This window comes from Acuticoccus mangrovi (genome assembly GCF_016411865.1).
Classification (GTDB): Bacteria; Pseudomonadota; Alphaproteobacteria; order Rhizobiales; family Amorphaceae; genus Acuticoccus; species Acuticoccus mangrovi.
The window spans coordinates 66,546-91,551 of record NZ_JAEKJA010000013.1 but is presented as its reverse complement, the minus strand read 5'-3'; the positions used below and the strand labels follow the sequence as shown (position 1 = coordinate 91,551).

Sequence of the window (25,006 nt, the reverse complement as noted above, 5' to 3'; positions counted from 1 at the left end):
ATTTCGCCGCATTCTTTGGCGCGGTGGACGGCGCGCCGCTCTGGGGATAACGCTAGGCGAGCTAGGGCGAAAACGGCCCGGCGCGGGCGGCCCGGTGGCACGCTGGCATGGAACCTGCCGGCCACTCGCCCCTCCGCGCCCGACCGCCATCGTCGCAGAAACGGCCACGAGCAGACATCGAAGGCGAGGAAACGTCATGACCGAAACGATCCCGGTCCCCTCCGACATCGCGAAAAACGCCCACATCGACGCCGAGACTTATCAGCGCATGTACAAGGCCTCCGTCGAGGACACTGAGGCCTTTTGGCGCAAGGAAGGCGAGCGGATCGACTGGATCACCCCCTATACGCGGGTGAAGAACACCTCCTTCCAATCGCCCAACGTCTATATCCGCTGGTACGAGGACGGCACGCTCAACGCCTCGGCGAACTGCATCGACCGCCACCTCGCGACGCGCGGCGACCAGACCGCCATCATCTGGGAGCCGGACGCCCCGACCGACGAGGCCAAGCACATCACCTACCGCGAGCTGCACGAGAAGGTGTGCCGCTTCGCCAACGTGCTGAAGGAGCTCGGCATCGGCCGCGGCGACCGCGTGGTGATCTACCTGCCGATGATCCCGGAAGCCGCCTACGCGATGCTCGCCTGCGCCCGCATCGGCGCGGTGCACTCGGTGGTGTTCGCCGGCTTCTCGCCCGACAGCCTCGCCAACCGCATCAACGACTGCGACGCCAAGCTCGTCATCACCTCCGACGGCGCGCCGCGCGGCGGACGCACCACCAACCTCAAGGACAACACCAACTCCGCCCTCCTCCACTGCAAGGAGAGCGTGAAGTGCCTGGTGGTGCGGCGCACCGGCCAGCAAGTCGCCTGGAATGCCGGGCAGGACTACTGGCTCGACGCGCTCGAGGCCACCGTCGACGCCGACTGCCCGCCGGAGGAGATGGGCGCGGAGGATCCCCTCTTCATCCTCTACACCTCCGGCTCCACCGGTCGGCCCAAGGGCGTCGTCCACACCACCGGCGGCTACATGGTCTACGCCGCCATGACCCACAAGCTCACCTTCGACTACAAGGACGGCGAGATCTACTGGTGCACCGCCGACGTCGGCTGGGTCACGGGCCACACCTACATCGTCTACGGCCCGCTCGCGAACGGCGCCATCAGCCTGATGTTCGAGGGCGTTCCCACCTATCCGGACGCCGGCCGCTTCTGGGCCGTGTGCGAGAAGCACAAGGTGGCGACCTTCTACACCGCCCCCACCGCGATCCGCGCGCTGATGGGTAAGGGCGACGAGCCGGTGAAGGCGCATGACCTCTCCTCGCTGCGCATCCTCGGCACGGTGGGCGAGCCCATCAACCCCGAGGCCTGGCGCTGGTACGACGAGGTGGTGGGCGCCAAGCGCTGCCCCATCGTCGACACCTGGTGGCAGACGGAGACGGGCGGGCATCTCATCACCCCGCTGCCCGGCGCCACGCCGACCAAGCCGGGCTCGGCGACGACGCCCTTCTTCGGCATCAAGCCCGCGGTGCTCGACGCGAACACCGGCGAGGTGCTCGAGGGGGCGACGGAAGGCGTGCTCGTGATCGCCGATTCCTGGCCCGGCCAGATGCGCACCGTGTGGGGCGACCATCAGCGCTTCGTGGAGACCTACTTCCAGCACTATAAGGGCTACTACTTCACCGGCGACGGCTGCCGGCGCGACGAGGACGGCTACTACTGGATCACCGGCCGCGTCGACGACGTGCTCAACGTGTCCGGCCACCGCATGGGCACGGCGGAGATCGAATCGACCCTCGTCGCCCATCCGGCCGTGTCGGAGGCCGCCGTCGTCGGCTACCCGCACGACATCAAGGGCCAGGGCATCTACTGCTACGTCACGCTGATGTCCGACAAGGAGCCCTCGGAGGCGCTGCGCAAGGAGCTGTCCGACTGGGTGCGCTCCGAGATCGGCCCGATCGCCAAGCCCGACCTCATCCAATGGGCGCCGGGGCTGCCGAAGACGCGCTCGGGCAAGATCATGCGCCGCATCCTGCGCAAGATCGCCGAGGACGATTTCGGCGCGCTGGGCGACACCTCCACCCTCGCCGACCCCGCCGTGGTCGACGATCTCATCGAGAACCGGCAGAACCGCAAGGGCTGATCCGGGCGCCGCCCGTCAGGCGGCCTCGAGCGCGCGGGGGAAGGCGGCGTTGAAGCGCCGCAGTCCCTCGCCCGTGAAGCGCACGACGCGCGAGCCCTCCTCCCGCCGCACCCAGCCGAGTTCGAGGAAGCGGCCGAACAGCGCCCGCCCCAGGCTGCCGCCGAGATGGGAGCGCCGCTCGCTCCAGTCGAGGCACTCGCGCACCAGCGCCGGACGCCCCGCCCGCAGCGTCGCGAGATCGACCCCGAGCCCCGCCATCACCGCCTCCCCCTTCGGCGTCAGCGTGATGCCGTGGTCGAGGTCGAGCGCGCCTTCGGCGACGAGGCTGTCGAACATCTGCACGGCGAGGTCGCCGGCGAGGTGGTTGTAGCAGACGCGGGCGTGCCGCATGGCCGCGTCGCGCGGGCCGCGCCGGGTGCGGGTGTGGCCGCGATGGGCGGCGAGGCCGGCAAGGCCCTCGAGGAGACCCGCGACCTCGTCGCTCGCGAGGGCGAAATATTTGTGCCGCCCCTGCCGCCGCGGCACCACCAGGCCACCCTCTTCCAGCTTGGCGAGATGGCTGCTCGCGGTCTGCGGCGTCACCCCCGCCTCGCCGGCGAGCTCGGCCGCCGTCAGTGCCACACCCCCCATCAGCGCCGACAGGATGTTGGCGCGCGCCGGATCGCCGATGAGGGAGGCGATGCGGGCGATGTCCGGTCCGTCTTTCATGATGGTTCGACCTTCATCGAAGTATGAACGTCGACGGTACCCCTATCCTCGCGACATGGAAACACCGCAGACCCCCATGGAGATTGCCATGTCGACCACCCTCACGTGCCGCCGCCGCACCGGCCTGCCTCGCTTTCGCTTCCGCGGGATCCTCGCGCGCCTCGGCCTCGCCCTCGGCCTCTTCGGCGAGCGCGACGCCCTCTCCCGCCTCGACGACGCCGCCTTGCGCGACATCGGCGTCAGCCGCGCCGACGCGGAGCGGGAGGCCGGCCGCCCGTTCTGGGACGTGCCGCCCTCACGGCTCGGCGATTGAGCCGAAGCCGCGATCGGGCCGGCTCACCCGTCGGCCGTCGGCTTCAGCTGGTGGCGGTTGAGAAGCGGCATCTGGGAGATCGCGAAGGCGATCGTCAGCGGCATGGTGCCGAACACCTTGAAGGTCACCCAGGTGTCGGTGGAGAAGCTGCGCCACACCGCCTCGTTGAGGCCGGCGAGGAAGAGGAAGAAGAGGCCCCAGCGGAAGGACAGCTTCCACCACCCCTCCTCGTCGAGCTGGAACACCGAATCGAACACGAACCCGAGGAGCGGCCGCTTAAATACGAAAAGGCCGCCGAGCAGCGCCGCCGCGAACATCAGGTTCACGATGGTGGGCTTCAGCTTGATGAACAGCTCGTCCTGCAGATAGAGGGTCAGCCCGCCGAACACGACGACGATGACGCCGGAGAGGAGCGGCATCACCGGGATGCGGCGGTAGAGGGCGAGGGACACCGCGAGCGCCGCGACGGTCGCCAGCATGAACGCCGCCGTCGCCGCCATGATGGGCACTTCCTTGGGGGCGACGCCCGAAAAAAGTGCGTAGTCGGCGAAGTGCCAGGCCTCCGCCCGCGCGTTGACCACGAAGAAGGTGACGAGCGGCCCGAGCTCCAGAACGAGCTTCGCGATGCTGTTTTGTTGTCGGGCGGCCATACGCGCTCCTCGTGATCTTATCCCGCATCAAGTGTGTTGGCGCTCCGACGATGCCAACCCGCGGGGCCCCTTTTGCCACAGTAGCGCCGGCGCGCCGAGGTCCCCATGTGGGCAACGTCCGGTGTCGAGCGTGCTGCGGGACGGGTATGCGTGACGCAACATGCTAAATCGGTCTATTGGTGCGAGCGACGATTTACCCGTTCGCCACCACGCCCGCGCTATGGACGAAGGCATGGATCAGACTGCCCCACACGCCCACTCGCGCCCCTCGGCGCGGACACGCTCCAAGGCTCGACCCGACGAGGCCCCCCTCGGCCTCACCGTGTCGAGCCTTGCCAAGATCTATGGGCGGCGAGCCGTCGTGAGCGACGTGTCGCTCCACGTGGAGCGCGGCGAGACAGTGGGTCTGCTCGGCCCCAACGGCGCCGGCAAGACCACCGTGTTCTACATGATCACCGGCCTCATCCGGCCGGACGCGGGGACGATCACGCTCGACGGCTTCGACGTCACCCACCTGCCGATGTACCGCCGCGCCCGGCTCGGCATCGGCTATCTGCCCCAGGAAGCCTCGATCTTCCGCGGCCTCACGGTGGCGCAGAACGTGCTCGCGATCCTGGAGCTCACCGAGAAGAACGCCCGGGCGCGCAAGGCCGCGCTCGAGGAGCTGCTCGAGGAGTTCGGCCTCACCCGCCTCGCGCACGCGCCGGCGACGTCGCTCTCGGGCGGCGAGCGGCGGCGCGTGGAGATCGCCCGCGCCCTCGCCTCCCGGCCCGATTTCATGCTTCTCGACGAGCCGTTCGCGGGCGTCGACCCCATCGCCGTCGCCGACATTCAGACGCTGGTGCGCCACCTCACGCGGCGCGGCATCGGCGTCCTGATCACCGACCACAACGTGCGTGAGACACTTGGTCTCATCGATCGGGCCACCATCATCGCCTCGGGATCGGTGTTGACCGAGGGGACACCTGAGGAGATTGTTAACAACCCGGACGTGCGCCGGCTCTATTTGGGTGAGAAATTCCGCCTTTGACTCACGGGCCCAACCGTTTATTCAATGCGCATGCAAGGAACGCGCCAACGGTTCGAAGCTCTGTGACACCTTCTCTCCGACTCGTCCAAACACAGCGTCAAACGCTGGCCATGACGCCGCAGCTCATGCAGGCGATCAAACTCCTCCAGATGTCGAACCTCGAGCTGGAGGCGGCGGTTCGCGAAGAAGTCGATCAAAATCCGCTGCTTACCCTCGCGTCGCGCAGCGACGGGCGCGTGCCGGTGCGCCGCGAGGGGGTGCGCGAGGTCTCCGGCAACGATCCCCTCGCCGCGGTCGCGGGTCGGACCAGCTTGACCGAGCATTGCGCCCGCGAGGCCGCGACGCTTGGCCTCACGCCGGCCGAGCAGCAGATCGCCAATTTTCTGATCGGCTCGCTCGACGAGGACGGTCGCCTGTCGGATGGGGCCGAGACGTCGGCGCTCGAGATGCTGGGCGTGTCGGGCGCCGCCGTCTCGGCCACCCTCGCAAAGCTGCAGACCATGGAGCCGACCGGCCTCTTCGCCCGCTCTCTGCAGGAGTGCCTGGCGCTTCAGCTCGCCGAGATCGACGCTCTCACGCCGGTGGCACAGGGCATTCTCGACAATCTCCACCTCGTCGCGCGGCGCGACGTGCGCCGCCTCGCGGAGGTGTGCGACACGAGCGAGAGCGCGGTGGTGGAGACGCTGTCGACGATCCGCACCCTCGACCCGCGGCCGGGCCTCGCCTTCGACGCCGCCCCGATCCACGCCATCGAGCCCGACGTGATCGTGCGCCGCCGCGCCAACGGCGGCTTTCTCGTGGTCCTCGACACCGCGCGCATGCCCAAGGTCCTGATCGACGCGGACTACCACGCCGAGATCGCCGCCACCGGCAACACCGCCGCGGTCAGCTTCGCCAATCAGTGCCTGCGCTCGGCCCACTGGCTGACGCGCAGCCTCGATCAACGCGCCCGTACCATTGTGAAGGTGGCGAGCGCCATTGTGACGCGGCAGCGTGCCTTCTTTGAAGGCACGGCGCAGCACGTCTCCCCTCTCACCCTGCGCGAAGTCGCGGAGGATATTGGCATGCACGAATCCACGGTTTCCCGCGTGGTCTCCAACAAAGCGCTATCCTCGCCACGCGGCGTCTTCCCCTTCCGCGCCTTCTTCGCCGTCGCCATCGACGCGGCCGACGGCAGCGTCTCCGCCGACGCCGTGCGGGCACAGATTCGCCAGCTCGTCGACACCGAAACGCCAGCTTCCGTGCGCTCCGACGACGAGATCGTGAAGACGCTCAAGGCCAACGGAATCGTCATCGCGCGGCGCACGGTGGCGAAATATCGCGAGGCGATGAACATTCCGTCGTCCGTCGAACGCCGCCGAATGGCGCGACACGAAGGCTTCGCAAGCTCCCATTTGCGGCGTTGACATGCAGTCCGCGCCGCGCATAGAAGGCCGCGCCCCTGCAGGATACAGGTGCATAGCACGCACCTCGTGCGCTCACGCACGAGTGGTTCAGCAAGTTCCAGCCATTCCAGGCCGTGCACGCCGATCCGCCCTATCCTACAGTGCACGACCCAACAGAAGCGACGAGGCCGCCATGTCCCTCACCATCACCGGCAAGAATATGGATGTAGGGGCGGCCCTGCGTCAGCGAATCGAAGAGCGCCTCGCGACGTCTCTCGGCAAGTATTTCGACGGCAACCATTCCGGCCAGATCACCCTGTCGAAGACCGGCGCCGGCTTCGACGTCGACTGCACCCTCCACCTCGACACCGGCATCGTGCTGCGCACCTCCGCCTCGGCGGGCGATGCCACCTTCGCCTTCGATCAGGCCGCCGAGCGGATCGACAAGCGGCTGCGCCGCTACAAGCGACGTCTCAAGGCCCACCACCACGGGCCCGGCAGCGGGGCCGACGAGGTGGCCGCCGCGACCCTCTCGGTGCTCGCGACGCCCGACGAGGACGAGGAGCTCGAGGCCAACTACGCGCCCCTCGTGGTCGCCGAGGCGCCGACCAAGATCAAGACGATGACCGTGGGCATGGCCGTCCTGGAGCTCGACCTCATCGACGCTCCCGCGCTGATGTTCCGCAACGCCGCCAACGGCACCCACAACGTCGTCTACCGCCGCGCCGACGGCAATGTCGGCTGGATCGATCCCTCCCTCGCGGGCCACGACGAGGTTCCAACCGGCGCCACCGGCGCCGCGGCCGAGTGAAACCCGTGGAGATCTCCAACCTCCTGGCGCCGGAAGCCGTGATCCTGCGGCTTCCCGTGCACTCCAAGAAGCACGCAATCCAGGAGATCAGCGCCGTGGCGGCCCGCCAGACGGGCATGCCCGAGCGCGAGGTGTTCGACACGCTGCTCCAGCGCGAGCGCCTCGGCTCCACCGGCGTCGGCAACGGCATCGCCATCCCGCATGGCAAACTCGTCGGGCTCGACAAGATATACGGTTTCTTCTTCCGCCTCGCCGAGCCCATCGAATTCGAGGCGCTGGACGACCAGCCCGTCGACCTCATCTTCGCCCTGCTCGCGCCGGAGGAGGCGGGTGCCGATCACCTGAAGGCGCTGGCCAAGATCGCCCGCGTGCTGCGCACCCCCGGCATGACGGACGAGTTGCGCAACGCCGATACGGCGACCGACGTCTTCGAGCTGATCACCCGCACTCCGGCGATTGCCGGCTGAACCCCACCGGGCGGTATGCACCGCCCGCAGCGCGCGTCTCACCTGAAGAGCTTGCCATCCGCGCTTCGGATTGGCATCTGAACAGTTCCAACGAGAACTGAGGGGGACGGGCACCATGCCGCCGCGCACGCTGTACGACAAAATCTGGGACGACCATCTCGTCGAAATCTCGGATGACGGTACGGCGCTTCTCTACATCGATCGCCATCTGGTCCACGAGGTCACGAGCCCGCAAGCGTTCGAAGGGCTACGCATTGCCGGCCGTCAGGTCCACGCGCCCACGCGCACCCTCGCCGTCGTCGACCACAACGTCCCCACCACCGACCGCAGCCACGGCATCGACGATCCGGAATCGGCGCTTCAGGTGGAGACGCTGGCGCAGAACGCCGTGGACTTCGGTGTCGAGTATTACAACGAGCGCGACATTCGGCAGGGCATCGTGCACATCGTCGGCCCCGAGCAGGGCTTCACCCTGCCGGGCATGACCATCGTGTGCGGCGACAGCCACACCTCCACCCACGGCGCCTTCGGGGCGCTCGCCCACGGCATCGGCACGTCGGAAGTCGAGCACGTCCTCGCGACGCAGACCCTCGTCTCGCGCAAGGCGAAGAACATGCGCGTGTCGGTCAACGGCATGACGCCCGCCGGCGTCACCGCGAAGGACATCGTGCTGTCGATCATCGGCCACATCGGCACCGCCGGCGGCACCGGCTACGTGATCGAATATGCCGGCGACGCCATCCGCGCCCTGTCGATGGAAGGCCGCATGACGGTCTGCAACATGTCGATCGAGGGCGGCGCGCGCGCCGGCATGGTCGCGCCCGACGACACCACCTTCGCCTATATCGACGGCCGCCCCAAGGCGCCGAAGGGCATCGCGTTCGAACAGGCCCTCGCCTACTGGAAGACCCTGCCGAGCGATGAGGACGCCGCGTTCGACCGCGAGGTCAGCCTCGATGGAGCGAACTTGCCGCCGATCGTCACCTGGGGCACCTCGCCCGAGGCGGTGATGTCGATCGAAGGTGCGGTGCCGAATCCGGCGGACGTCGAGGACCCGGCCAAGCGTCGTGCCATGGAGCGCGCGCTCGAATATATGGCGCTCACCCCCGGCACCCCAATGACCGACATCGCCATCGACAAGGTGTTCATCGGCTCCTGCACCAACGGGCGCATCGAGGACCTGCGGGCCGTCGCCAACATCGTGCGCGGCCACAAGGTGGCGGAGAGCGTCAGCGCGCTGGTGGTGCCGGGGTCCGGCCTCGTCAAGGCGCAGGCCGAGGCGGAGGGGATCGACAAGATCCTGCTCGAGGCGGGTTTCGAGTGGCGCGAGCCGGGCTGCTCGATGTGCCTCGCGATGAACGCCGACCGGCTGGAGCCGGGCGAGCGCTGCGCGTCCACCTCCAACCGCAACTTCGAAGGCCGCCAGGGCTACCGTGGGCGCACCCATCTGGTGTCTCCGGCGATGGCGGCGGCCGCGGCGATCGCCGGTCACTTCGTGGACGTGCGCAAGTTCTGACCCGCACCGGGCGGCATGCCGCCCTCCCGCGACGTCGAGGGCGCTGCGGGAGGGCGGACTTCGGCGGCCGCCCCCTCGGATCAGCCGCCGCGACGGCTCCACATAAGTCCAGCCGCCGCGACGGCTCCACGCAAGTCCAGCCGCCGCGACGGCTCCGCTGAGGTTCAGTAGCCGCGCCAGCCGCGCGGACCACGATAGCGCGACCCACAGGTTTCGATCACCTCCACCACGCGGCCGTAGGGCGTCCGACGGATGACCCGCGTCTGGCAGGGCCGGCGGACGACGCTCACCCGCCGGCCGTGCCGCCGATGGCCGTAGTCCGGCCGCCGATGATGGCGATAGTCCCGCCGTTCACCGTGACGGTGGTGCCAGTCGCTCGCGTGGGCGACCAGCACCAGGCCCGCCGTCGCGTCCGCCGTGGCGGGGGCGGTGGCAACGGTCGGGACGAAGCGCGGCGTTTCTCCATGGGACGGCGCGGCCATCGCCCCCGTCGCGCCGACGAGGACCGCGGCCATCACGATGGGGACGGCGAAGTTCTGGATCAGTCTCGTGTGCATCGATCTCTCCTGTCGTCGTGTTGACGGCAGGAGCTTCGCCGATGCGGGCTGAAGGCGGGCTGAGCCACCCATTCAGCGGGGCTTCACCCACCTTTACGAGCGCCGCTCGGCGACGAACCGGCACGCCTCGCGCAGCACGTCGGCGCGTGCGCCGAAGGGGGCGAGGATCTCCGACGCCCGCGCCACCGTCTCGCCGAGCCGCACCCGCGCCGCCTCCGGGCCGAGGAGCGCGGCGAGCGTCGCCTTGCCGCCTTCGGCGTCCTTGTTGACGCGCTTGCCGGTCTCCTCGGCGGTGCCTTCGATATCGAGAAGGTCGTCGGCGAGCTGGAACGCCTCGCCGATCAGCGCGCCGAACTCGGCGAGACGCCGGCGCGCCTCCTCCGGCGCCCCCGCGACGATCGCGCCGGCCTCCGCGGCGGCTCGAATCAGCGCCCCGGTCTTCATGCCCTGCATCAGGCGGATGCCGTCGGCGTCGAGCCCCGCGGCGTTGAGGTCGCGATGCTGGCCGCCGACCATGCCCTGGAAGCCCGCCGCCGCCGCGAGCAGGCGGGCGAGCGGGCCGGCGGCGTCGATCGGCACCGGCGGCGCGGTGACGATCTCGAAGGCGAGCGCCTGCAGCCCGTCGCCGACGAGGATCGCGGTCGCCTCGTCGTACGCCTTGTGCACCGTCGGGCGGCCGCGGCGCATGTCGTCGTCGTCCATCGCCGGCAGATCGTCGTGCACCAGACTGTAGGCGTGGACGCACTCGAAGGCCGCGCCCACGGCGATGGCGGCGTCGGCCGGCCCGTCGCACAGGATCGTCGCCTCGATCACCAGAAAGGGGCGGAAACGCTTGCCACCGCCGAGGAGAGCGTGCTCGGTTGCCGCGAGGAGAGTGGCGGGCACCCGGCCCTCGGCGGCGAGCCCGGCGAGGGCCTCCGCCAGCGCTGCATCGGTCAGGCGGGCCGTTTCGGCAAGCCGTGCGGCGAAATCCATCGGTGGTCTCCTTGCCCGCGCGGGGCGTGTCGCCAAACGTGCGGTTGGCGGTATCAAATCGAGGGCACTATGTGAAAGTGCCGCTGGGGACGCTGCCGTTCCAACGGCGCGCCGTTCACGCAAGGAGGTGCCGTGCGCCTTGCCATCGCCAGTCTCTGCGGCCTCCTCGCCAGCCTCGTCGGCCTTCTCGCGGCGACGCCGCTCGTCCTCACCGTCATCTACGCGGTGATCGACCCCCCGTCGCTGGCGATCCTGCGGTCGGAGCGCATGCATCAGCCCGCCGTGCAGATCTGGCGACCGCTCGACGACATGTCCCCCTATCTGGTGCGGGCCGTGGTGATGAGCGAGGACGCCCGCTTCTGTCTGCACTGGGGCGTGGACCTCGGGCAGATGCGCATCGTCGTCGCCAAGGCGCTCGACGGGCAGACGCCGCGGGGGGCGAGCACCATCACCATGCAGGTGGTGAAGAACCTCTTTCTCTGGCCGGACCGCTCCTACGTGCGCAAGGCGCTGGAGGTGCCGCTGGCGTTCTGGATGGACCTCGTCCTGTCCAAGGATCGCGTCCTCGAGATCTACCTCAACATCGCCCAATGGGGCTCCAACGTGTTCGGCGCGGAGGCGGCGGCGGAGCGCTATTTCGGCGTTGCGAGCGCCGACCTCACCCGCGAGCAGGCGCTCGCGATGGCGACGATGCTGCCCGCGCCCTCGGTGCGTCACCCGCTTTCGCCGAGCCGGCGCCACCGCGCCGTGATGGCCCACGTGGAAAAGGAGCTTGACCGCGCGCCGTGGGTGTTTACTTGTCTGCCGGAGCGGATCCGCCCCTGACCCGGCACGGGTTGCGGGCGGCACCATTGCATTGCGGCCGTCGTCGCCTTATACGGCCTCGTTCGGTGGCGTGTGGCCGCCGCCCCTGCTTATTTGACTGTCGATGCCGCGACGCGCGGCGAGAGGAGTGTTCGATCATGGCCGTGCCCAAGCGGAAGGTCAGCCCCATGAAGCGCGGCTTCCGTCGCTCTGCCGACGGGCTGAAGACGCCCACCTACGTGGAAGACAAGGACAGCGGCGAGCTGAAGCGCCCGCATCACATCGACCTGAAGACCGGCCGCTACCGTGGCCGCCAGGTCCTCAATGTGAAGTCGGACGACTGATCCGATCCGATTCGCGTCCGGCCTCATTCGATGTCCGGACGCCCGTTTCATGCCGATGGCGTGACCGCCGTGCCGATCCGTCGGCGCGGCGCACATGTTTGCGCGCGCACCGAGGGCCGGCAGGGTCCTTTTGTTGCGCTCCGGTGGAACTGTCCTTCGTCGCCGCGACTTGACCCAGTGGCGCCGCCCGGCCATCGGGTGCGCTCCTCATAAGACGCAAGGCAGGCACCGATGGGACTCTTTCCGTTCACCCTCATCCCCCTCGTTCTCTACACTTTCGCGGCCGTCTTCCTCTACGACCACTCCAACTATGTCGTGGAGCCGGGACAGGTGGCGCTGCATCCGTTCTGGAGCAAAGCGGTAATCTCGTTCACGCTGGTGTCGGGGCAATCCTGGTCGCTGAGCTACGGCGACCTGCTCGTCACCGTCGCCATCGTGCTCCTGCTGCTCGGCATGCTTCGCTCGGCGAGCACCAACCGCGGCACCGTTCTCGGCAACATCGTGATGGTGCTCGTCCTGTGCGTCTACATCATCTTGTTCCTGACGGTGCCGTTCGCCGGAACGTCGGTGTTCTTCCTTCTGACGATCGTCGCCCTCGTCGACACGCTGTCGACGGTGTCGATCTCCATGGTCGCCTCGCACAGCACCATGGACGCGGTGCCCGACTGACGGGTCGGCCGCGCCCTGCCCGTGCGGGCGGGGCGCTTGGGCGTCAGCCCTGCGACTTGGTGCGCTTCTTGGGCGTGGTGACGTCCGCCGCCGGCTCGTCCTCCGGGGCGTTGGCGGCGGGGGCGGGCTGCGGCGGGCTCGCGAGCGCGTCGATCCGCGCCTGCATCCGCGCCAGTTCGCCGCGCAGCGCCGCGACGTCCTGGGCGAGATGCTCGGCGTTGGTGGCGTCGGCCCGCGGCGCCTCCTCCGGCGCCGTCCCGGCCTCGCCGGCGAAGGGCATGAACATCCGCATCGAGCGGTTGAACATGTCCATGTTCCGCCGCACCTGATCCTCCACCGCGCTGAAGGGCATGCCGAAGGCGTCGGTCATGTCCTTGCGCATCTTCTCCTGCTCGCGCGTGAACGAGGCGAGCGAGTGCTCCAGATAAGTCGGCACGAGGGTCTGCATCTGGTCGCCATAATAGGTGATGAGCTGACGCAGGAAGGCGATCGGCAGAAGCCCCTTCCCGCGGCTCTCCGCATCGAAGATGATCTGGCCGAGGACGCCACGGGTGATCTCCTCACCGGTCTTGGCATCCTGCACCACGAATTCCTCGCCACGACGCACCATATCCGCAAGGTCTTCGAGCGTGACGTACGCGCTCGTTCCCGTGTGATAGAGGCGCCGGTTGGCGTATTTCTTGATGACGATCGGCGGCTTCTCGCCCGGCATGCCACACCTCTATTTGAACAGGTCCGGTCTCTCTGGTCGGGCTCTGGCCGCTCGGCCACCCCGCCCACACACGACCCGGCGGCCTCCAGTTTGCACAGCCTAAGACCAATTCACGTTCAACGCCAGCCGATTTGCTGCAAATGCGAACAGCCATTGCCGCCGGAACAGTCTGTTGACAGTGTGGAGGGGTGGGGTCTGTAGTCTCGCCAACATTGGAACGGCCCCGTCCCCGGCCCTTCCCGCCGAAAGAACACCGAGAGGAGTTTAAGATGGCCGATGACAGCGTCGTGATCGCGAGCGCCGCCCGCACACCCGTGGGCTCCTTCAACGGCTCGTTTGCCACCGTTCCCGCCGCCGAGCTCGGAACGGTCGCGATCAAGGGCGCCCTGGAGCGTGCCGGCGTCGCGCCGGAAGAGGTGAACGAGGTGATCCTCGGCCAGGTCCTCACCGCCGCCAACGGCATGAACCCCGCCCGCCAGGCCGCCATTGGCGCCGGCATTCCCAAGGAGGCGACCGCGTGGAGCCTCAATCAGGTGTGCGGCTCGGGCCTGCGCTCGGTCTGCATCGGCATGCAGCAGATCCAGACCGGCGACGCCGACATCATCGTCGCCGGCGGGCAGGAGAACATGACCCTCTCGCCCCATGCCGGGCACCTGCGCGCCGGCCACAAGATGGGCGACTTCAAGATGGTCGACACCATGATCAAGGACGGCCTGTGGGACTTCTTCAACGGCTACCACATGGGCACGACCGCCGAGAACGTGGCACGTGAGTGGCAGATCACCCGCGAGCAGCAGGACGAGTTCGCCGTCGCCTCGCAGAACAAGGCCGAGGCCGCCCAGAAGGCCGGCCGCTTCAAGGACGAGATCGTCCCCGTCACGGTGAAGGGTCGCAAGGGCGACACCATCGTGGAGGACGACGAGTATATCCGCCACGGCGCCTCGATCGATGCGATGACCAAGCTCCGCCCGGCCTTCGAGAAGGACGGCACGGTGACCGCCGGCAACGCCTCCGGCATCAACGACGGCGCCTCGGCGATGGTCCTGATGTCGCTCGCCAACGCCGAGAAGCGCGGCATCACGCCGATGGTGAAGATCGTGTCCTGGGCGACGGCGGGCGTCGACCCGAAGGTGATGGGCACGGGCCCCATCCCCGCTTCCCAGAAGGCGCTGGCGAAGGCCGGCTGGAGCGTCGGCGATCTCAACCTCGTCGAGGCCAACGAGGCGTTCGCGGCTCAGGCCTGCGCCGTCAACAAGGACATGGGCTGGTCGAGCGACATCGTGAACGTCAACGGCGGGGCCATCGCCATCGGTCACCCGATCGGTGCATCGGGCAACCGCGTTCTCACCACGCTGCTCTTCGAGATGGCCCGCCGTGGCGCCAACCGCGGCCTCGCGACGCTCTGCATCGGTGGCGGCATGGGTGTCGCGATGTGCGTGGAGCGCATGCAGTAAGCCTTCGACGGGCCGGCCCCGAGGGGCGACCACCCGCGACGAACCGGCGCGGCGGCGGGATCGACCTGCCATCGCCGCGACAGCGGCAAACCCGGCTCCGTCCCCTCCCTGCCGACGGATTCGCCGCAAGCGCCCTCCCCGCCGCGATGCGCTTTCCGTCTCCCCGATCGCTTCGGGATCTCTCAACATTGTCCGACATCAAGGCGACATCGTTCGCGCCGTAGCATCGTCGCTATCCGTGCCTTGAACGCGTTGCTGCAGCGCACCGGTGCGGTGCAGCGTGACAGACGCGCATCGCACTGAATGAATTGGCAAAATTCGTGCAGTTTGCAGCACGTTTGAACTAGGTCATACGGTACAGGAAACGATAGACCCGCTCAGCGGGCAGTACGGAGGGACCCCATGGCGCGCATCGCATTGGTGACGGGCGGCACACGCGGCATCGGTGCCGCGATCTCGAAGGCACTCAAGGAGACGGGACACACAGTCATCGCCAACTACGCCGGCAACGACGAGAAGGCGAAGGCCTTCAGCGACGAGACCGGCATCCATGTCGAGAAGTTCGACGTCAGCGACCACGCCGTCTGCGCAGCCCGCCTGCCGGAGATCGAGGCGGCCATCGGCCCCATCGACGTGGTGGTGAACAACGCGGGCATCACGCGCGACACCACCTTCCACCGCATGAGCTGGGAGCAGTGGTCGGCGGTGATCGACACCGACCTCTCCTCGCTCTTCTCCGTCACCCGCCCGCTGATCAACGGCATGCGCGATCGCGGCTTCGGCCGCGTCATCAACATCTCCTCCATCAACGGCCAGAAGGGCCAGATGGGGCAGGTGAACTACTCGGCCGCCAAAGCCGGCGTGATCGGCTTCACCAAAGCGCTCGCCCAGGAGAATGCGCGCAAGGGCATCACCGTCAACGCGGTCTGCCCCGGCTACATCGACACCGACATGGTGGCGGCCGTGCCGGAGAAGGTGCTGGAGAGCATCATCGCCGCGATCCCGGTGGGGCGGCTCGGCCAGGCCGGCGAGATCGGCAAGCTCTGCGCCTATCTCGCCTCCGAGGACGCCGCCTTCATCACCGGCGCGACGATGACGATCAACGGCGGCCAGTACATCACCTGACCGATCGGTCGACGGCCGGGCGGGAGGGTGGCGTGCCGCCCTCCCCTCAGGCCGCCTGCGTCTGCAAGCCGATATAGACGCCGTAGAGCGCGAGGAGCATCGCCCCCTCCCAGCGCGACACGCGCCGCCCCGTCGCCACCATCACCACCAGAAGCACCGAGATCGCCACCATCAGCGGGATATCGACGGTGCGCAGCGTGTCGGACACCGGCACCGGCTTCACGAGGGCGGTGATGCCCATGATGCCCACCGCGTTGTAGACGTTGGAGCCGAGCACGTTGCCGAGCGCGATCTCGGGGTGCTTGCGGATCGCCGCCACCACCGACGTCGCGAGCTCCGGCAGCGACGTGCCGACGGCGACCATGGTGAGGCCGATCACCTCCTCCGACACGTGGAACAGGCGGGCCGTCACCACCGCGCCGTTGACGAGATATTCCGCCCCGAGCAGCACCAGGATGAGGCCCACCACGATCGCCACGATCGCCATCAGGAGCGACGTTCCCTCCACTGCCGGCACGTCGTCGTAGCTTGCCGCTGCCTTGCGGTCGCTGCGCACGGTGTAGACGAGGTAGGCGATGAGGAGGACGACGAACACCGCGCCGGTGACGCGGCCCATGGTGCCCGTCCACGCGGCCGCCGCGAACATCAGCGCCGAGGCGATCACGATGCTGCCGTCGCGCAGGACGGCATGGCGCGATGCGGCGAACGGGCGCATCAGGGCCGCCGCGCCGAGAATCAGCAGGATGTTGGCGATGTTGGAGCCGACGATGTTGCCGACGGCAATGCCGGAGGCCCCGCCGAGCGCGGCGCGCACGCACGTCACGAGCTCGGGCACCGAGGTGCCGAAGCCCACGATCACCACCCCGACGACGAGCGGCGACATCCCGAGCCTCACCGCGATTGCCGACGCCCCCCGCACCAGAAGATCCCCGCCTATGAGGAGGCCGAGAAAGCCTCCGACGATCTGCAGGGCGAGGAACATCAAGGGTCACCTGGGGCAAACGCGCCGCCGGAGCCGTGGCGCAAGAGGAGGGAGCCGAGCTCGGCCGCGACAATCCGCGGACAGGACGCTGTCCGGTTCATGCCACAGCCAAATGTCGGCAAACTGACGCTGTTGCGCAGAGCGCGTCGCTCGGCACACCCTTATGGAGTAGGTGCGCGACGGCCTGCTTTCAACGCCCCTAGTCAGATGACCGCAGTGTCGGCCGCCAGCCGGCGGGAGCCATCTCGAACCCCTCGAAGGCGAAGCCCGGCGCCACCGTGCAGCCCACCAGGGTGAAGGCGCCGAGCGGCTCGGCGGTCTGCCAGTGGCCGGCCGGCACTACGATCTGCGGGCGCTCGCCGGCAGCGAGGTCGCCACCGAGATGGTGGGTCGTCGCCGCCCCTCCGTCGGGTGCGATCGTGAGGGCGAGCGGCCCGCCGACATAGTGGTGCCAGACCTCGGCCGCGTCCACGCGATGCCACGCCGACATCTGGCCGGCTTCGAGGAGGTAGTAGATGGCGGTGGAGTGGCCGCGACCGCCCTCGGGAGCGTCGCGGAACGTCTCGACGAAGTGGCCGCCCTCCGGGTGGGGCTGCATCCCGAGGGCGGCGATGATCTCGGCTGGGGTCATGGGTGGGCGCTCAGAAGGAATCGCGGCCCTTGCGCAGATGCGCAAACACGTCCACCGGGTCGGCCCCGGCCATTCCCAACATGGCGGCGACCGCCGGATCGTCCGCCCGCATGAACGGGTTGGTGGCCTTTTCCGCCGCCATCGTCGTCGGAACGGTGGGCTCCAGCTTCTCGCGCGCCGCTTCCACCACCTTCAGCCGCTCGGAGATCGCCGCGTCGTCGGGAAGCGCCTGATGGCCGTAGCGGGCGTTGGTGAGGGTATATTCGTGGCCGCAATAGATCCGCGTGTCGTCAGGCAGCGCGGCCCGCAGCTTCTTGAAGGAGGACCACATGGTCGCCGGGTCGCCCTCGAACAGGCGGCCGCATCCCATGGCGAACAGCGTGTCGGCGGTGAAGGCGATGCCCTGGTCGGGGAAATAGTAGCTCAGCGGACCGGAGGTGTGGCCGGGCGTCGACATGGCGATGACGTGGAAGGGGCCGACCATGAAGTCCGCACCGTCCTTCAGCGTCTCGTCGAGACCTGCGATCCGGTCCGCCTCGTCCGCCGGGCCGATCACCTTGGCGTCGCCCTTCACCGCGGCGATCGCCTGGACGTGGTCGGAGTGGTGATGGGTGATGAGGATCGTCGTCAGCGTCCACCCGGTCTCGGCGAGGGCCGCCTTGATCGGCCCCGCTTCGGGCGCGTCGACGAGCACCGTCTCGTCGCCCTCGTGCACCAGCACGGCGTAGTTGTCCGACAGGCAGGGAATGAGGCGGATCTCGGCCATGACGTTCTCCAGTTGGCGCTCACTCGCATAAAACAACGGCAGCGCGACGAAAACCCGTTCCGCCGCGGGGAGATGCGTGTCGCGAGAACCCGCATCCGTCAAAATGGGGTGCACGGGCCGAAGCACCGCGCCGACCCGCACTTCCGCCTACCACGCGCCGGGCGCCGATGCCATGTCCCTGTGGCCCGTCGGGTCTATGGGTCGGGGGTCGATGGATGGGGCTCGATGGATGGGGGCTCGATGGGCGTCGGCCGCCGCCCGTGCTATGCCTCGGGAATGGTTGATGGACATCTGGTATGCACCTCGACGTCACAGCACTGAGCGACTTCTATCTCACCCCGCTCGGTCGGATCGTGCGCCAGATCATCGGCGCGGAGATGCGGGCCGTGTGGCCGACCGCCACCGCCGAGCGCCTCGTCGGCATCGGCCACGCGACGCCTTATCTGCGGCCCTATCTCGGCGAGGCGGAGCGGGTGATCGCGCTGATGCCGGCGGCGGAAGGCATCCTCCACTGGCCGCGCGAGGGGCCCAACATCACCGCCCTCGCCTACGAGGACGCGCTGCCGCTGCCCGATTCGTCGGTCGACAAGGTGCTTCTCGTCCACGTGCTGGAGACGACGCACGACCCCTCGCAGGTGCTGCGCGAAGCCTGGCGCGTGCTGATGCCGGCGGGTCGCATCCTCGCCATCGTGCCCTATCGCTCCGGCGCATGGGCACGCGCCGAGCACACGCCCATGGGGCGCGGCCGCCCCTTCTCCCGCTCGCAGCTCTGCCAGCTTCTCGAAAGCGCCTGGCTGGAGCCGATCACCATCCGCCGCTTTCTCTACGTGCCGCCCTCGCGCCGCCGCTTCGTGCTCGGCTCGGCCGGCGCCTGGGAGCGCGTCGGCAGCAAGGTGATGCCGAGCTTTGCCGGCATGCTCGCCGTCGAGGCACAGAAGACGCTGATGCGCGGCATTCCGGTCAACAAGCCGGCGCGCGGCCTCAAGATCCTGGTGCCGGGCCTCGCGCCGGTCCCCACCCGCTCCGCCACCGCCGATCCGCTCAGCGGCGGATCAGAAACACGGCCTGCTCACCAAACAGGTTCCAGAACCACCACGGCGCCTGAAACGGCATGCGCGTGCCGGCGGCGTTGAGCGCGATGGCGTTCTCCACCTCCACCCCCATCACGGCGCACAGATCCACGAAGTCGCGGATCGTGCAGAAGTGGATGTTGGCGCTATCCCACCACGGCTGAGGCAGCAGCTTGGTCTTCGGCATGCGACCCGACAGAAGCACCTGCATGCGCAGCTTCCAGAAGCCGAAGTTGGGGAAGGACACGATGCAGTGCTCCCCGATGCGCAGCAGATTCTCCAGCACCTTGCGGGGTGCCCGCGTCGCCTGCAGCGTCTGCGACAGGATCACGTAGTCGAAGGCGCGGTCGGGGTAGTTCACGAGATCGGTGTCGGCATCGCCTTGGACCACGGAGAGGCCGAGCGCCACCGCCTCCTTCACCCCGTCCGGGTCGATCTCGATGCCCGAGGCGCGCACGCCGTGGGTGCCGACGAGGAGGGCCATCAGCGATCCGTCGCCACAGCCCACGTCGAGGATGCGGGTGCCCGGCTCCACGAGCTCGCGGATCACGTCGAAGTCCAGCCGAGTCGGCCCGACGGCGCTCGGATTGACCGTCATGCGAGGGTTCAAATCGCAGCTCCCGGCGGCTCGATGCCACGGGCGATCGCCGCCCCGGTGAGGAAGCCGCGGGCCGCGCGGTGGAACTCCGGCTCCTCGAGCAGGAAGGCGTCGTGCCCCTTGTCGCTCACGAACTCCATGAACGACACCTGCGCCGCCGCGCCGTTGAGCGCGCGCACGATGGCGCGACTCTCCGACGTCGGGAACAGCCAGTCCGAGGTGAAGGACACCACGAGCCAGCGCGCTCGCGTGCGCTGAAAGGCGTTGGCGAGAAAGCCGCCGTGATCGTCGGCAAGGTCGAAATAGTCCATCGCACGGGTGAGGTAGAGGTAGGAATTGGCGTCGAAGCGGTCGACGAAGGTCGACCCCTGGTAGCGCAGATAGCTCTCGATCTGAAAGTCGGCGTCGAAGCCGTAGGTGATGTCCTCGCGGTCCTGCAGGTTGCGACCGAACTTGCGGTGCAGCGCCGCCTCCGACACGTAGGTGATGTGCGCGGCCATGCGCGCCACCGACAGACCGGAGCGCGGCTTGGTGTCCATTTCGAGATAGCGCCCGCTGTGCCACTCGGGGTCGGCCATGATCGCCTGCCGCCCCACCTCGTGGAAGCCGATATTCTGCGGCGAGTGGCGCGGCCCGGTGGCGATCGGCATGGCGGCGAACACGCGGTCGGGATAGGAGGCGCCCCACTCGAGCACCTGCATGCCGCCCATCGAGCCGCCGACGACGGCGAACAGCGTGTCGATGCCGAGCCGATCGATCAGCTGGACCTGCGCGCGCACCATGTCGGCGATGGTGACGACCGGCATGTCGAGCCCGTAGGGCCGGCCGGAGCGCGGGTTCATCGACGCCGGGCCGGTGGTGCCGGCGCAGCCGCCCACGACGTTGGAGCAAATGACGAAGAAGTGGTCGGTGTCGACGGGGCGGCCCGGGCCCACCATCTCGCTCCACCACCCCGGACGGCCCGTCAGGGGATGGGTGTTCGCGGCGTGTTGATCGCCCGTCAGCGCGTGGCAGAGGAGGATCGCGTTGGTCTTGTCGGCATTCAGCGTGCCGTAGGTCTGATAGGCGATCTGCCAGCTGTCGAGCCACTGGCCGGAATCGAGCCGCAGCGGCTCGTCGGTGAAGCGCGCCACCGGGCTCGACGGCTGATCGACCTCGCTCCTGAGGCGGAGGTCTCGCTCGTCGCCTGTGGTCCCGGCGGTGGAGACCCCACCGTCGGCCACGATCTGAGAGGTCATAGTCTTATCCTCGAGGCACGGTTCGCCCGACCGTTCGGCCCAGCCGCAAACCGCCCTGTCATGAGGGTGCGGACGCTATGCCGGTCGCTTGTCATGGGTCAATCTTTTCTTTGCGTCGGCTAGTGCGACGGTCTATCCACGCATCCTGCGCAAAACTGTGGTCACGATAATGTCTCCCCCTTCGAAAGCCGCTTCCGACGACTCGCTCGCCAAGCTCCGCGAACGGCTGGACGCCGTGGACTCGGGGCTGCATCGGTTGTTGCGCGAGCGCTTTCAGATCGTGGCGGAGATCGGCAAGACCAAGGGGCCCGACGAAAGCATCATTCGCCCGGCCCGCGAGGCCGCGGTGATCGAGAACCGCCTCGCCGCCCACGAGGGGCCGATGCCGGCGGACATTCTGGTGCACATCTGGCGCGTCCTCATCGGCGGTGCGTGCGTGGTGCAGCGGCCGTTCACGCTGCACATCGCCGGCGCGCTCGACACCGCGCGCTTTCTCTACGGCCCGATCTCCGCCGCCCTCCACGCCGATGCGGCGGACGCCGTCGCCGCCCTCGCCGCAAAGCCGAGCGACCTCGCCATCATCGACACCGCCACCTCGTCCGACTGGTGGTCCGGCCGCGGCAAGGCCCACGCCATCGGCCGATATCATACCAGCAGCGGGGGGGTCGTCGTGGTGCTCGGCGGCGAAGGCGTCGCGTTCGGCGCCGGCCCCATCGCCCTCGTCGCGCAGGACGGGGACGCCCCACGGGAGGTGGACGCCACCGTGCTCGGTCCCGACGATGATGTGATCGGCCGCTATCACCCCTTCCCCCTTGTCATCCCGGTCGCAGAATGAGTTCGACCGGATCGAAAGACCTGAGATGAGCCAGTCGACCAGCCCCACGCCGCGCCCCTCCGTTCTCGAGATCGCCGCCTATGTTCCGGGGCGCTCCTCCGGCGGGACGGGGGTGAAGCAGCACAAGCTGTCGTCCAACGAGAACCCGTTGGGCCCGAGCCCGGCCGCGCGCGCGGCGTTCCTCGACGTGGCGAATTCGCTGGAGCTCTATCCCGACGGCGGCGCGACGCTGCTGCGCGAGGCGATCGCCGCCGCCTATGGCCTCAAGCCGGAGCGCATCGTTTGCGGCAACGGCTCCGACGAGCTGTTGTCGCTGATCGCCAACGCCTTTCTCTCGCCGGGCGACGAGGCGGTGTTCACCGAGCACGCCTTCCTCGTCTACCGCATCGTGACGCTCGCCGCCGGCGCCACCCCGGTGGTGGTGGCGGAGAGCGACCTCACCGTCGACGTCGACCGCATCCTCGCCGCCGTCACGCCGAAGACGCGCGTCGTCTTCCTCGCCAACCCCAACAACCCGACGGGATCCTACACCCCCGTCCACGAGGTGCGGCGGCTGCGCGAGAGCCTCCCCCCCGGCGTCCTCCTGGTGATCGACGCCGCCTACGCCGAATATGTCCGCAAGAACGACTACGAGGCCGGCATCGAGCTCGTCGCGACGCGCGAGGACACGGTGATGACGCGGACCTTCTCCAAGATCCACGGTCTCGCGGGGCTGCGCATCGGCTGGGCCTACGCGCCGGCGGGCGTAATCGACGCCCTCCACCGCATCCGCGGCCCGTTCAACGTCAACGCGGCGGCGATCGCCGCCGGCGTCGCCGCCATCAAGGACCGCGCCCACCAGGACCGCTCCGTCGCACACAACGAAACCTGGCTTCCCCGCGTCACCGACGCCATTCGGGCGCTCGGCTTCGGCGTGCCCGACAGCGTGGGCAACTTCATACTCATCGATTTTTCCACCGTGCCGGGCGCCGATGCCGCCGAGGCCGACGACTTCCTCTGTGCGCGCGGCGTCGTGATGCGCCGCGTCGCCGCCTATGGCCTGCCGCAGATGCTGCGCATGACCATCGGGGACCAGGAAGCCAACGAAGCCTCCCTCGCCGCCCTCGCCGAATACAAGGACGGGCTCCAAGGTGGTTGACCGTTTTCGCTTCCAAAATGTTGCCATCGTCGGCATCGGCCTCATCGGGTCATCGATCGCGCTGGCCTTGAGGGCCGGCGGGTTCAAAGGGCCCATCGCGATCGGTGATCGCAACGGCGATGCGCTCCGCGTCGCATCCGAGATCGGCCTCGGCACGAGCTATCACGTGAGCGCCGCGAAGGCGGTCGCAGGGGCCGACATGGTGATTCTCGCGGTCCCGGTCGGCTCCATGCAAGCGACGGGCCGAGCCATCGCGCCGAGCCTCCAGGCGGATGCCATCGTCACCGACGTGGGCTCGGTGAAGGGCTCCGTCATCGAGGCGATGGCGGGCTCCCTGCCCCAGAGCGCCCGCTTCGTGGCCGGCCATCCGATCGCGGGCTCGGAGCAGTCCGGCCCCCGCGCGGGCTTCGCCACCCTCTTCGCCAAGCGCTGGTGCATCATCACCCCGACGCCCGAGACCGATCAGGACGCCCTCGACGTCGTCGCCGACATGTGGCGCGGGTTCGGCTCCCACATCGAGATGATGGACGCGGAGCGGCACGACCTGGTGCTCTCGATCACCTCGCACCTGCCGCACCTCATCGCCTACAACCTGGTGCGCACGGCCTCGGACATGGAGTCCGTCGCCGAATCGGAGGTGATCAAGTTCTCCGCCGGCGGCTTCCGCGACTTCACGCGTCTCGCCGCCTCCGACCCCACCATGTGGCGCGACGTGTTCCTCAACAATCGTGTCGCCGTGCTGGAGTCGCTCGGCCGCTTCTCCGAGGATCTCGCGATTCTCCAGCGCGCCATCCGCTGGGGTGACGGCGACACGCTCTACGAGATCTTCGAACGCACCCGGACGGTGCGCACGGACGTCGTCGGCGCCGGCCAGGACACCGCCGCGCCGGACTTCGGCCGCCCGCGCGAGGAAAGCTCCGGCGAGGAGACCGCCAGCGAGGAAGCCGCGGAGGACGACGCCGAGGCCGCCCCCGTCAGCGCGGCACGTTGAGGCTCACCGACGGCAAGGTGGCGAGCGGAACGAAGCCCGCCATCACCCGCCCGTCGCGGATCGTGAGGGAAATCTTCTTGCCCGTGCGCTTGCCGAGCTGCGTCTCAGGGGCGAAGGCGAGGACGTTCTTGAAGAGCGTCCGCAGCGTCGCCTCCGCCTGCGGCGCCATGGTCGCGACATAGGGCAGCTCCCCATCGTGACCGGCGATCGCCAGATCGACCTCGCCGTCGACCTTGCCGTCGGCGCCGAGCGTCAGGACGCCCGAGGCGGACACCGCGAGGTCGCCCGAGGCGAACGTCGCCCGCTCGATGGTGAGGGGTACCCCTTGCGCGGCGATGATCTCGAGCAGCGCGTCGGCCTGACCGGCGATCAGCGCCGCCCCGTCGCCGAGCCGGCCGACGAACGTCACGTCCGCCGGCGCGCCGCCTTCGATGGGTCGCACGCGCTGGAGGTTGAGCGCGACGTCGAGATCGCGTGGATTGTCCGGCGAACGGCGCAGGTTGGCGTCGACCTCACCGACCGAGAAATCGATGCCGCCGACCACGTCGACGGTCGCCTGCTTGATCTCCGCATCGAGGCGCTCCAGGGAGCGGGCGCCGAAGTTGAGGCGCGCGCTCGCGTGGGCGAGGGTCCAGTCGGCGATCACCGGCCGCATGTCGCGCAACACGAGTTCGGCCGGCCCCTCCACCTCGGCAAGGACGCGGTTCGGGCTATAGACCTGCGCAACTACGGTGAGGCCGCCGACGGTGGTGCGCGCATCGCCGTTGCCGACGCGCGAGCCCCCCGTGCAGCGCACCTCGATGCGGAAGGGGAAACCGGTGACGCTGCGATTGTTGCAGCTCGCGATCATGCCGGCGGCCTGGGCACCGAGCTCGGCCTTCTTCATCTGCCGGTCGACGATGCCCGCGGCCATGAACCACAGCACCGACCAACCCACGATGGCCACGAGCGCCACGCCCAACAAGATCTTGAAGCGCAGCGCGCCCGACCGTTTGGCCATTGCCTCCCCTTTTCCTATCGAGTGCACGAACCAGCGCGCGCCCGCTTGCAGCCAACGGTGAATCTTGCGCGAGCACGGTCGCCATACACCGCGC

Annotated in this window: 27 protein-coding genes; 16 read left to right on the top strand and 11 right to left on the bottom strand. The window is 68.6% G+C overall.

The features are described from left to right. Positions 1 to 196 precede the first annotated feature (196 nt). A complete protein-coding gene (acs, locus tag JCR33_RS16000; protein WP_198883114.1) occupies positions 197 to 2,143 on the top strand; it encodes an acetate--CoA ligase in 1,947 nt (648 codons plus the stop codon). Between the two features lie 15 nt (positions 2,144 to 2,158). On the opposite strand, the gene JCR33_RS15995 is transcribed toward acs, so the two are convergent. Next, entirely contained in the window at positions 2,159 to 2,851 is a 693-nt protein-coding gene (locus tag JCR33_RS15995; protein ID WP_198883113.1) for an ArsR/SmtB family transcription factor, read from the bottom strand. An 88-nt stretch (positions 2,852 to 2,939) separates the two neighbouring features. Between JCR33_RS15995 and JCR33_RS15990 the strand changes: the two genes are divergently transcribed. Beyond that, complete coding sequence (locus JCR33_RS15990) at positions 2,940 to 3,164, top strand: DUF1127 domain-containing protein (RefSeq protein WP_198883112.1); 225 nt, start codon at positions 2,940 to 2,942, stop codon at positions 3,162 to 3,164. A 23-nt stretch (positions 3,165 to 3,187) separates the two neighbouring features. Here JCR33_RS15990 and JCR33_RS15985 read toward each other — a convergent pair whose 3' ends face one another. Continuing rightward, positions 3,188 to 3,814: a septation protein A gene (locus JCR33_RS15985; protein WP_198883111.1), complete on the bottom strand. Its 627-nt coding sequence runs from the start codon at positions 3,812 to 3,814 to the stop codon at positions 3,188 to 3,190. Between the two features lie 220 nt (positions 3,815 to 4,034). On the opposite strand from JCR33_RS15985, the gene lptB reads away from it, so the two are divergent. The 5 genes from lptB to leuC all read left to right on the top strand — a co-directional run bounded on the left by lptB (position 4,035) and on the right by leuC (position 9,023). Continuing rightward, a complete protein-coding gene (gene lptB, locus JCR33_RS15980) occupies positions 4,035 to 4,844 on the top strand; it encodes an LPS export ABC transporter ATP-binding protein (RefSeq protein WP_408628770.1) in 810 nt (269 codons plus the stop codon). A gap of 62 nt (positions 4,845 to 4,906) precedes the next feature. Then, the gene (rpoN, locus tag JCR33_RS15975) at positions 4,907 to 6,250 is read left to right on the top strand and encodes an RNA polymerase factor sigma-54 (RefSeq protein WP_332461209.1); all 1,344 of its coding nucleotides are present in this window, start codon (positions 4,907 to 4,909) and stop codon (positions 6,248 to 6,250) included. 172 nt (positions 6,251 to 6,422) lie between these two features. Further along, a complete protein-coding gene (hpf, locus tag JCR33_RS15970; RefSeq protein WP_198883108.1) occupies positions 6,423 to 7,040 on the top strand; it encodes a ribosome hibernation-promoting factor, HPF/YfiA family in 618 nt (205 codons plus the stop codon). Positions 7,041 to 7,045: 5 nt separating this feature from the next. Then, a complete protein-coding gene (ptsN, locus tag JCR33_RS15965) occupies positions 7,046 to 7,507 on the top strand; it encodes a PTS IIA-like nitrogen regulatory protein PtsN (protein WP_198883107.1) in 462 nt (153 codons plus the stop codon). Positions 7,508 to 7,622: 115 nt separating this feature from the next. Next, positions 7,623 to 9,023: a 3-isopropylmalate dehydratase large subunit gene (gene leuC / locus JCR33_RS15960; RefSeq protein ID WP_198883106.1), complete on the top strand. Its 1,401-nt coding sequence runs from the start codon at positions 7,623 to 7,625 to the stop codon at positions 9,021 to 9,023. A gap of 164 nt (positions 9,024 to 9,187) precedes the next feature. Here the strand turns inward: leuC and JCR33_RS15955 are convergent, their stop codons facing one another. Together JCR33_RS15955 and JCR33_RS15950 are read right to left on the bottom strand one after the other, a co-directional pair. Further along, positions 9,188 to 9,580 (bottom strand): hypothetical protein, encoded by a 393-nt coding sequence (locus tag JCR33_RS15955; RefSeq protein WP_198883105.1) that lies wholly within the window; start codon positions 9,578 to 9,580, stop codon positions 9,188 to 9,190. Between the two features lie 93 nt (positions 9,581 to 9,673). Further along, positions 9,674 to 10,555, bottom strand: a complete 882-nt coding sequence (locus JCR33_RS15950; protein WP_198883104.1) for a polyprenyl synthetase family protein — start codon at positions 10,553 to 10,555, stop codon at positions 9,674 to 9,676. Between the two features lie 132 nt (positions 10,556 to 10,687). On the opposite strand from JCR33_RS15950, the gene JCR33_RS15945 reads away from it, so the two are divergent. The 3 genes from JCR33_RS15945 (at position 10,688) to JCR33_RS15935 (ending at position 12,372) form a co-directional block, all read left to right on the top strand. Beyond that, positions 10,688 to 11,380 (top strand): transglycosylase domain-containing protein, encoded by a 693-nt coding sequence (locus JCR33_RS15945; RefSeq protein WP_198883103.1) that lies wholly within the window; start codon positions 10,688 to 10,690, stop codon positions 11,378 to 11,380. 137 nt (positions 11,381 to 11,517) lie between these two features. Beyond that, on the top strand, positions 11,518 to 11,703 hold the full coding sequence (rpmF, locus tag JCR33_RS15940; protein WP_198883102.1) for a 50S ribosomal protein L32: 186 nt from the start codon (positions 11,518 to 11,520) through the stop codon (positions 11,701 to 11,703). A 231-nt stretch (positions 11,704 to 11,934) separates the two neighbouring features. Next, positions 11,935 to 12,372: a hypothetical protein gene (locus JCR33_RS15935; RefSeq protein ID WP_198883101.1), complete on the top strand. Its 438-nt coding sequence runs from the start codon at positions 11,935 to 11,937 to the stop codon at positions 12,370 to 12,372. 43 nt (positions 12,373 to 12,415) lie between these two features. Here the strand turns inward: JCR33_RS15935 and phaR are convergent, their stop codons facing one another. Beyond that, positions 12,416 to 13,084: a polyhydroxyalkanoate synthesis repressor PhaR gene (phaR, locus tag JCR33_RS15930; protein WP_198883100.1), complete on the bottom strand. Its 669-nt coding sequence runs from the start codon at positions 13,082 to 13,084 to the stop codon at positions 12,416 to 12,418. 269 nt (positions 13,085 to 13,353) lie between these two features. On the opposite strand from phaR, the gene JCR33_RS15925 reads away from it, so the two are divergent. Further along, entirely contained in the window at positions 13,354 to 14,538 is a 1,185-nt protein-coding gene (locus JCR33_RS15925; RefSeq protein WP_198883099.1) for an acetyl-CoA C-acetyltransferase, read from the top strand. Between the two features lie 402 nt (positions 14,539 to 14,940). Beyond that, entirely contained in the window at positions 14,941 to 15,663 is a 723-nt protein-coding gene (gene phbB / locus JCR33_RS15920; RefSeq protein WP_198883098.1) for an acetoacetyl-CoA reductase, read from the top strand. Positions 15,664 to 15,709: 46 nt separating this feature from the next. On the opposite strand, the gene JCR33_RS15915 is transcribed toward phbB, so the two are convergent. From JCR33_RS15915 to gloB, 3 genes are all read right to left on the bottom strand, one after another. Then, the gene (locus JCR33_RS15915; RefSeq protein WP_198883097.1) at positions 15,710 to 16,645 is read right to left on the bottom strand and encodes a calcium/sodium antiporter; all 936 of its coding nucleotides are present in this window, start codon (positions 16,643 to 16,645) and stop codon (positions 15,710 to 15,712) included. 199 nt (positions 16,646 to 16,844) lie between these two features. Further along, entirely contained in the window at positions 16,845 to 17,276 is a 432-nt protein-coding gene (locus JCR33_RS15910; protein WP_198883096.1) for a cupin domain-containing protein, read from the bottom strand. Positions 17,277 to 17,286: 10 nt separating this feature from the next. After that, on the bottom strand, positions 17,287 to 18,042 hold the full coding sequence (gloB, locus tag JCR33_RS15905; RefSeq protein ID WP_198883095.1) for a hydroxyacylglutathione hydrolase: 756 nt from the start codon (positions 18,040 to 18,042) through the stop codon (positions 17,287 to 17,289). Between the two features lie 296 nt (positions 18,043 to 18,338). Here gloB and JCR33_RS15900 point away from each other — a divergent pair, with 296 nt between their 5' ends. Continuing rightward, the gene (locus tag JCR33_RS15900; protein WP_198883094.1) at positions 18,339 to 19,175 is read left to right on the top strand and encodes a class I SAM-dependent methyltransferase; all 837 of its coding nucleotides are present in this window, start codon (positions 18,339 to 18,341) and stop codon (positions 19,173 to 19,175) included. On the opposite strand, the gene metW is transcribed toward JCR33_RS15900, so the two are convergent. After that, positions 19,084 to 19,710, bottom strand: a complete 627-nt coding sequence (metW, locus tag JCR33_RS15895; RefSeq protein ID WP_198883093.1) for a methionine biosynthesis protein MetW — start codon at positions 19,708 to 19,710, stop codon at positions 19,084 to 19,086. The genes JCR33_RS15900 and metW overlap by 92 nt on opposite strands. 8 nt (positions 19,711 to 19,718) lie before the next feature. Continuing rightward, entirely contained in the window at positions 19,719 to 20,948 is a 1,230-nt protein-coding gene (gene metX, locus JCR33_RS15890) for a homoserine O-acetyltransferase MetX (protein ID WP_198883092.1), read from the bottom strand. A gap of 169 nt (positions 20,949 to 21,117) precedes the next feature. Between metX and JCR33_RS15885 the strand changes: the two genes are divergently transcribed. From JCR33_RS15885 to JCR33_RS15875, 3 genes are read left to right on the top strand one after another with little or no spacing between them, the layout of a single operon-like run. After that, positions 21,118 to 21,783, top strand: a complete 666-nt coding sequence (locus JCR33_RS15885) for a chorismate mutase (protein ID WP_232372614.1) — start codon at positions 21,118 to 21,120, stop codon at positions 21,781 to 21,783. A gap of 25 nt (positions 21,784 to 21,808) precedes the next feature. Continuing rightward, complete coding sequence (gene hisC, locus JCR33_RS15880; RefSeq protein ID WP_198883090.1) at positions 21,809 to 22,921, top strand: histidinol-phosphate transaminase; 1,113 nt, start codon at positions 21,809 to 21,811, stop codon at positions 22,919 to 22,921. Further along, on the top strand, positions 22,914 to 23,912 hold the full coding sequence (locus tag JCR33_RS15875; protein ID WP_198883089.1) for a prephenate/arogenate dehydrogenase family protein: 999 nt from the start codon (positions 22,914 to 22,916) through the stop codon (positions 23,910 to 23,912). The genes hisC and JCR33_RS15875 overlap by 8 nt, the downstream gene beginning before the upstream one ends. Here JCR33_RS15875 and JCR33_RS15870 read toward each other — a convergent pair. Beyond that, the gene (locus tag JCR33_RS15870) at positions 23,896 to 24,912 is read right to left on the bottom strand and encodes a DUF2125 domain-containing protein (protein WP_198883088.1); all 1,017 of its coding nucleotides are present in this window, start codon (positions 24,910 to 24,912) and stop codon (positions 23,896 to 23,898) included. The genes JCR33_RS15875 and JCR33_RS15870 overlap by 17 nt on opposite strands. Positions 24,913 to 25,006 lie beyond the last annotated feature (94 nt).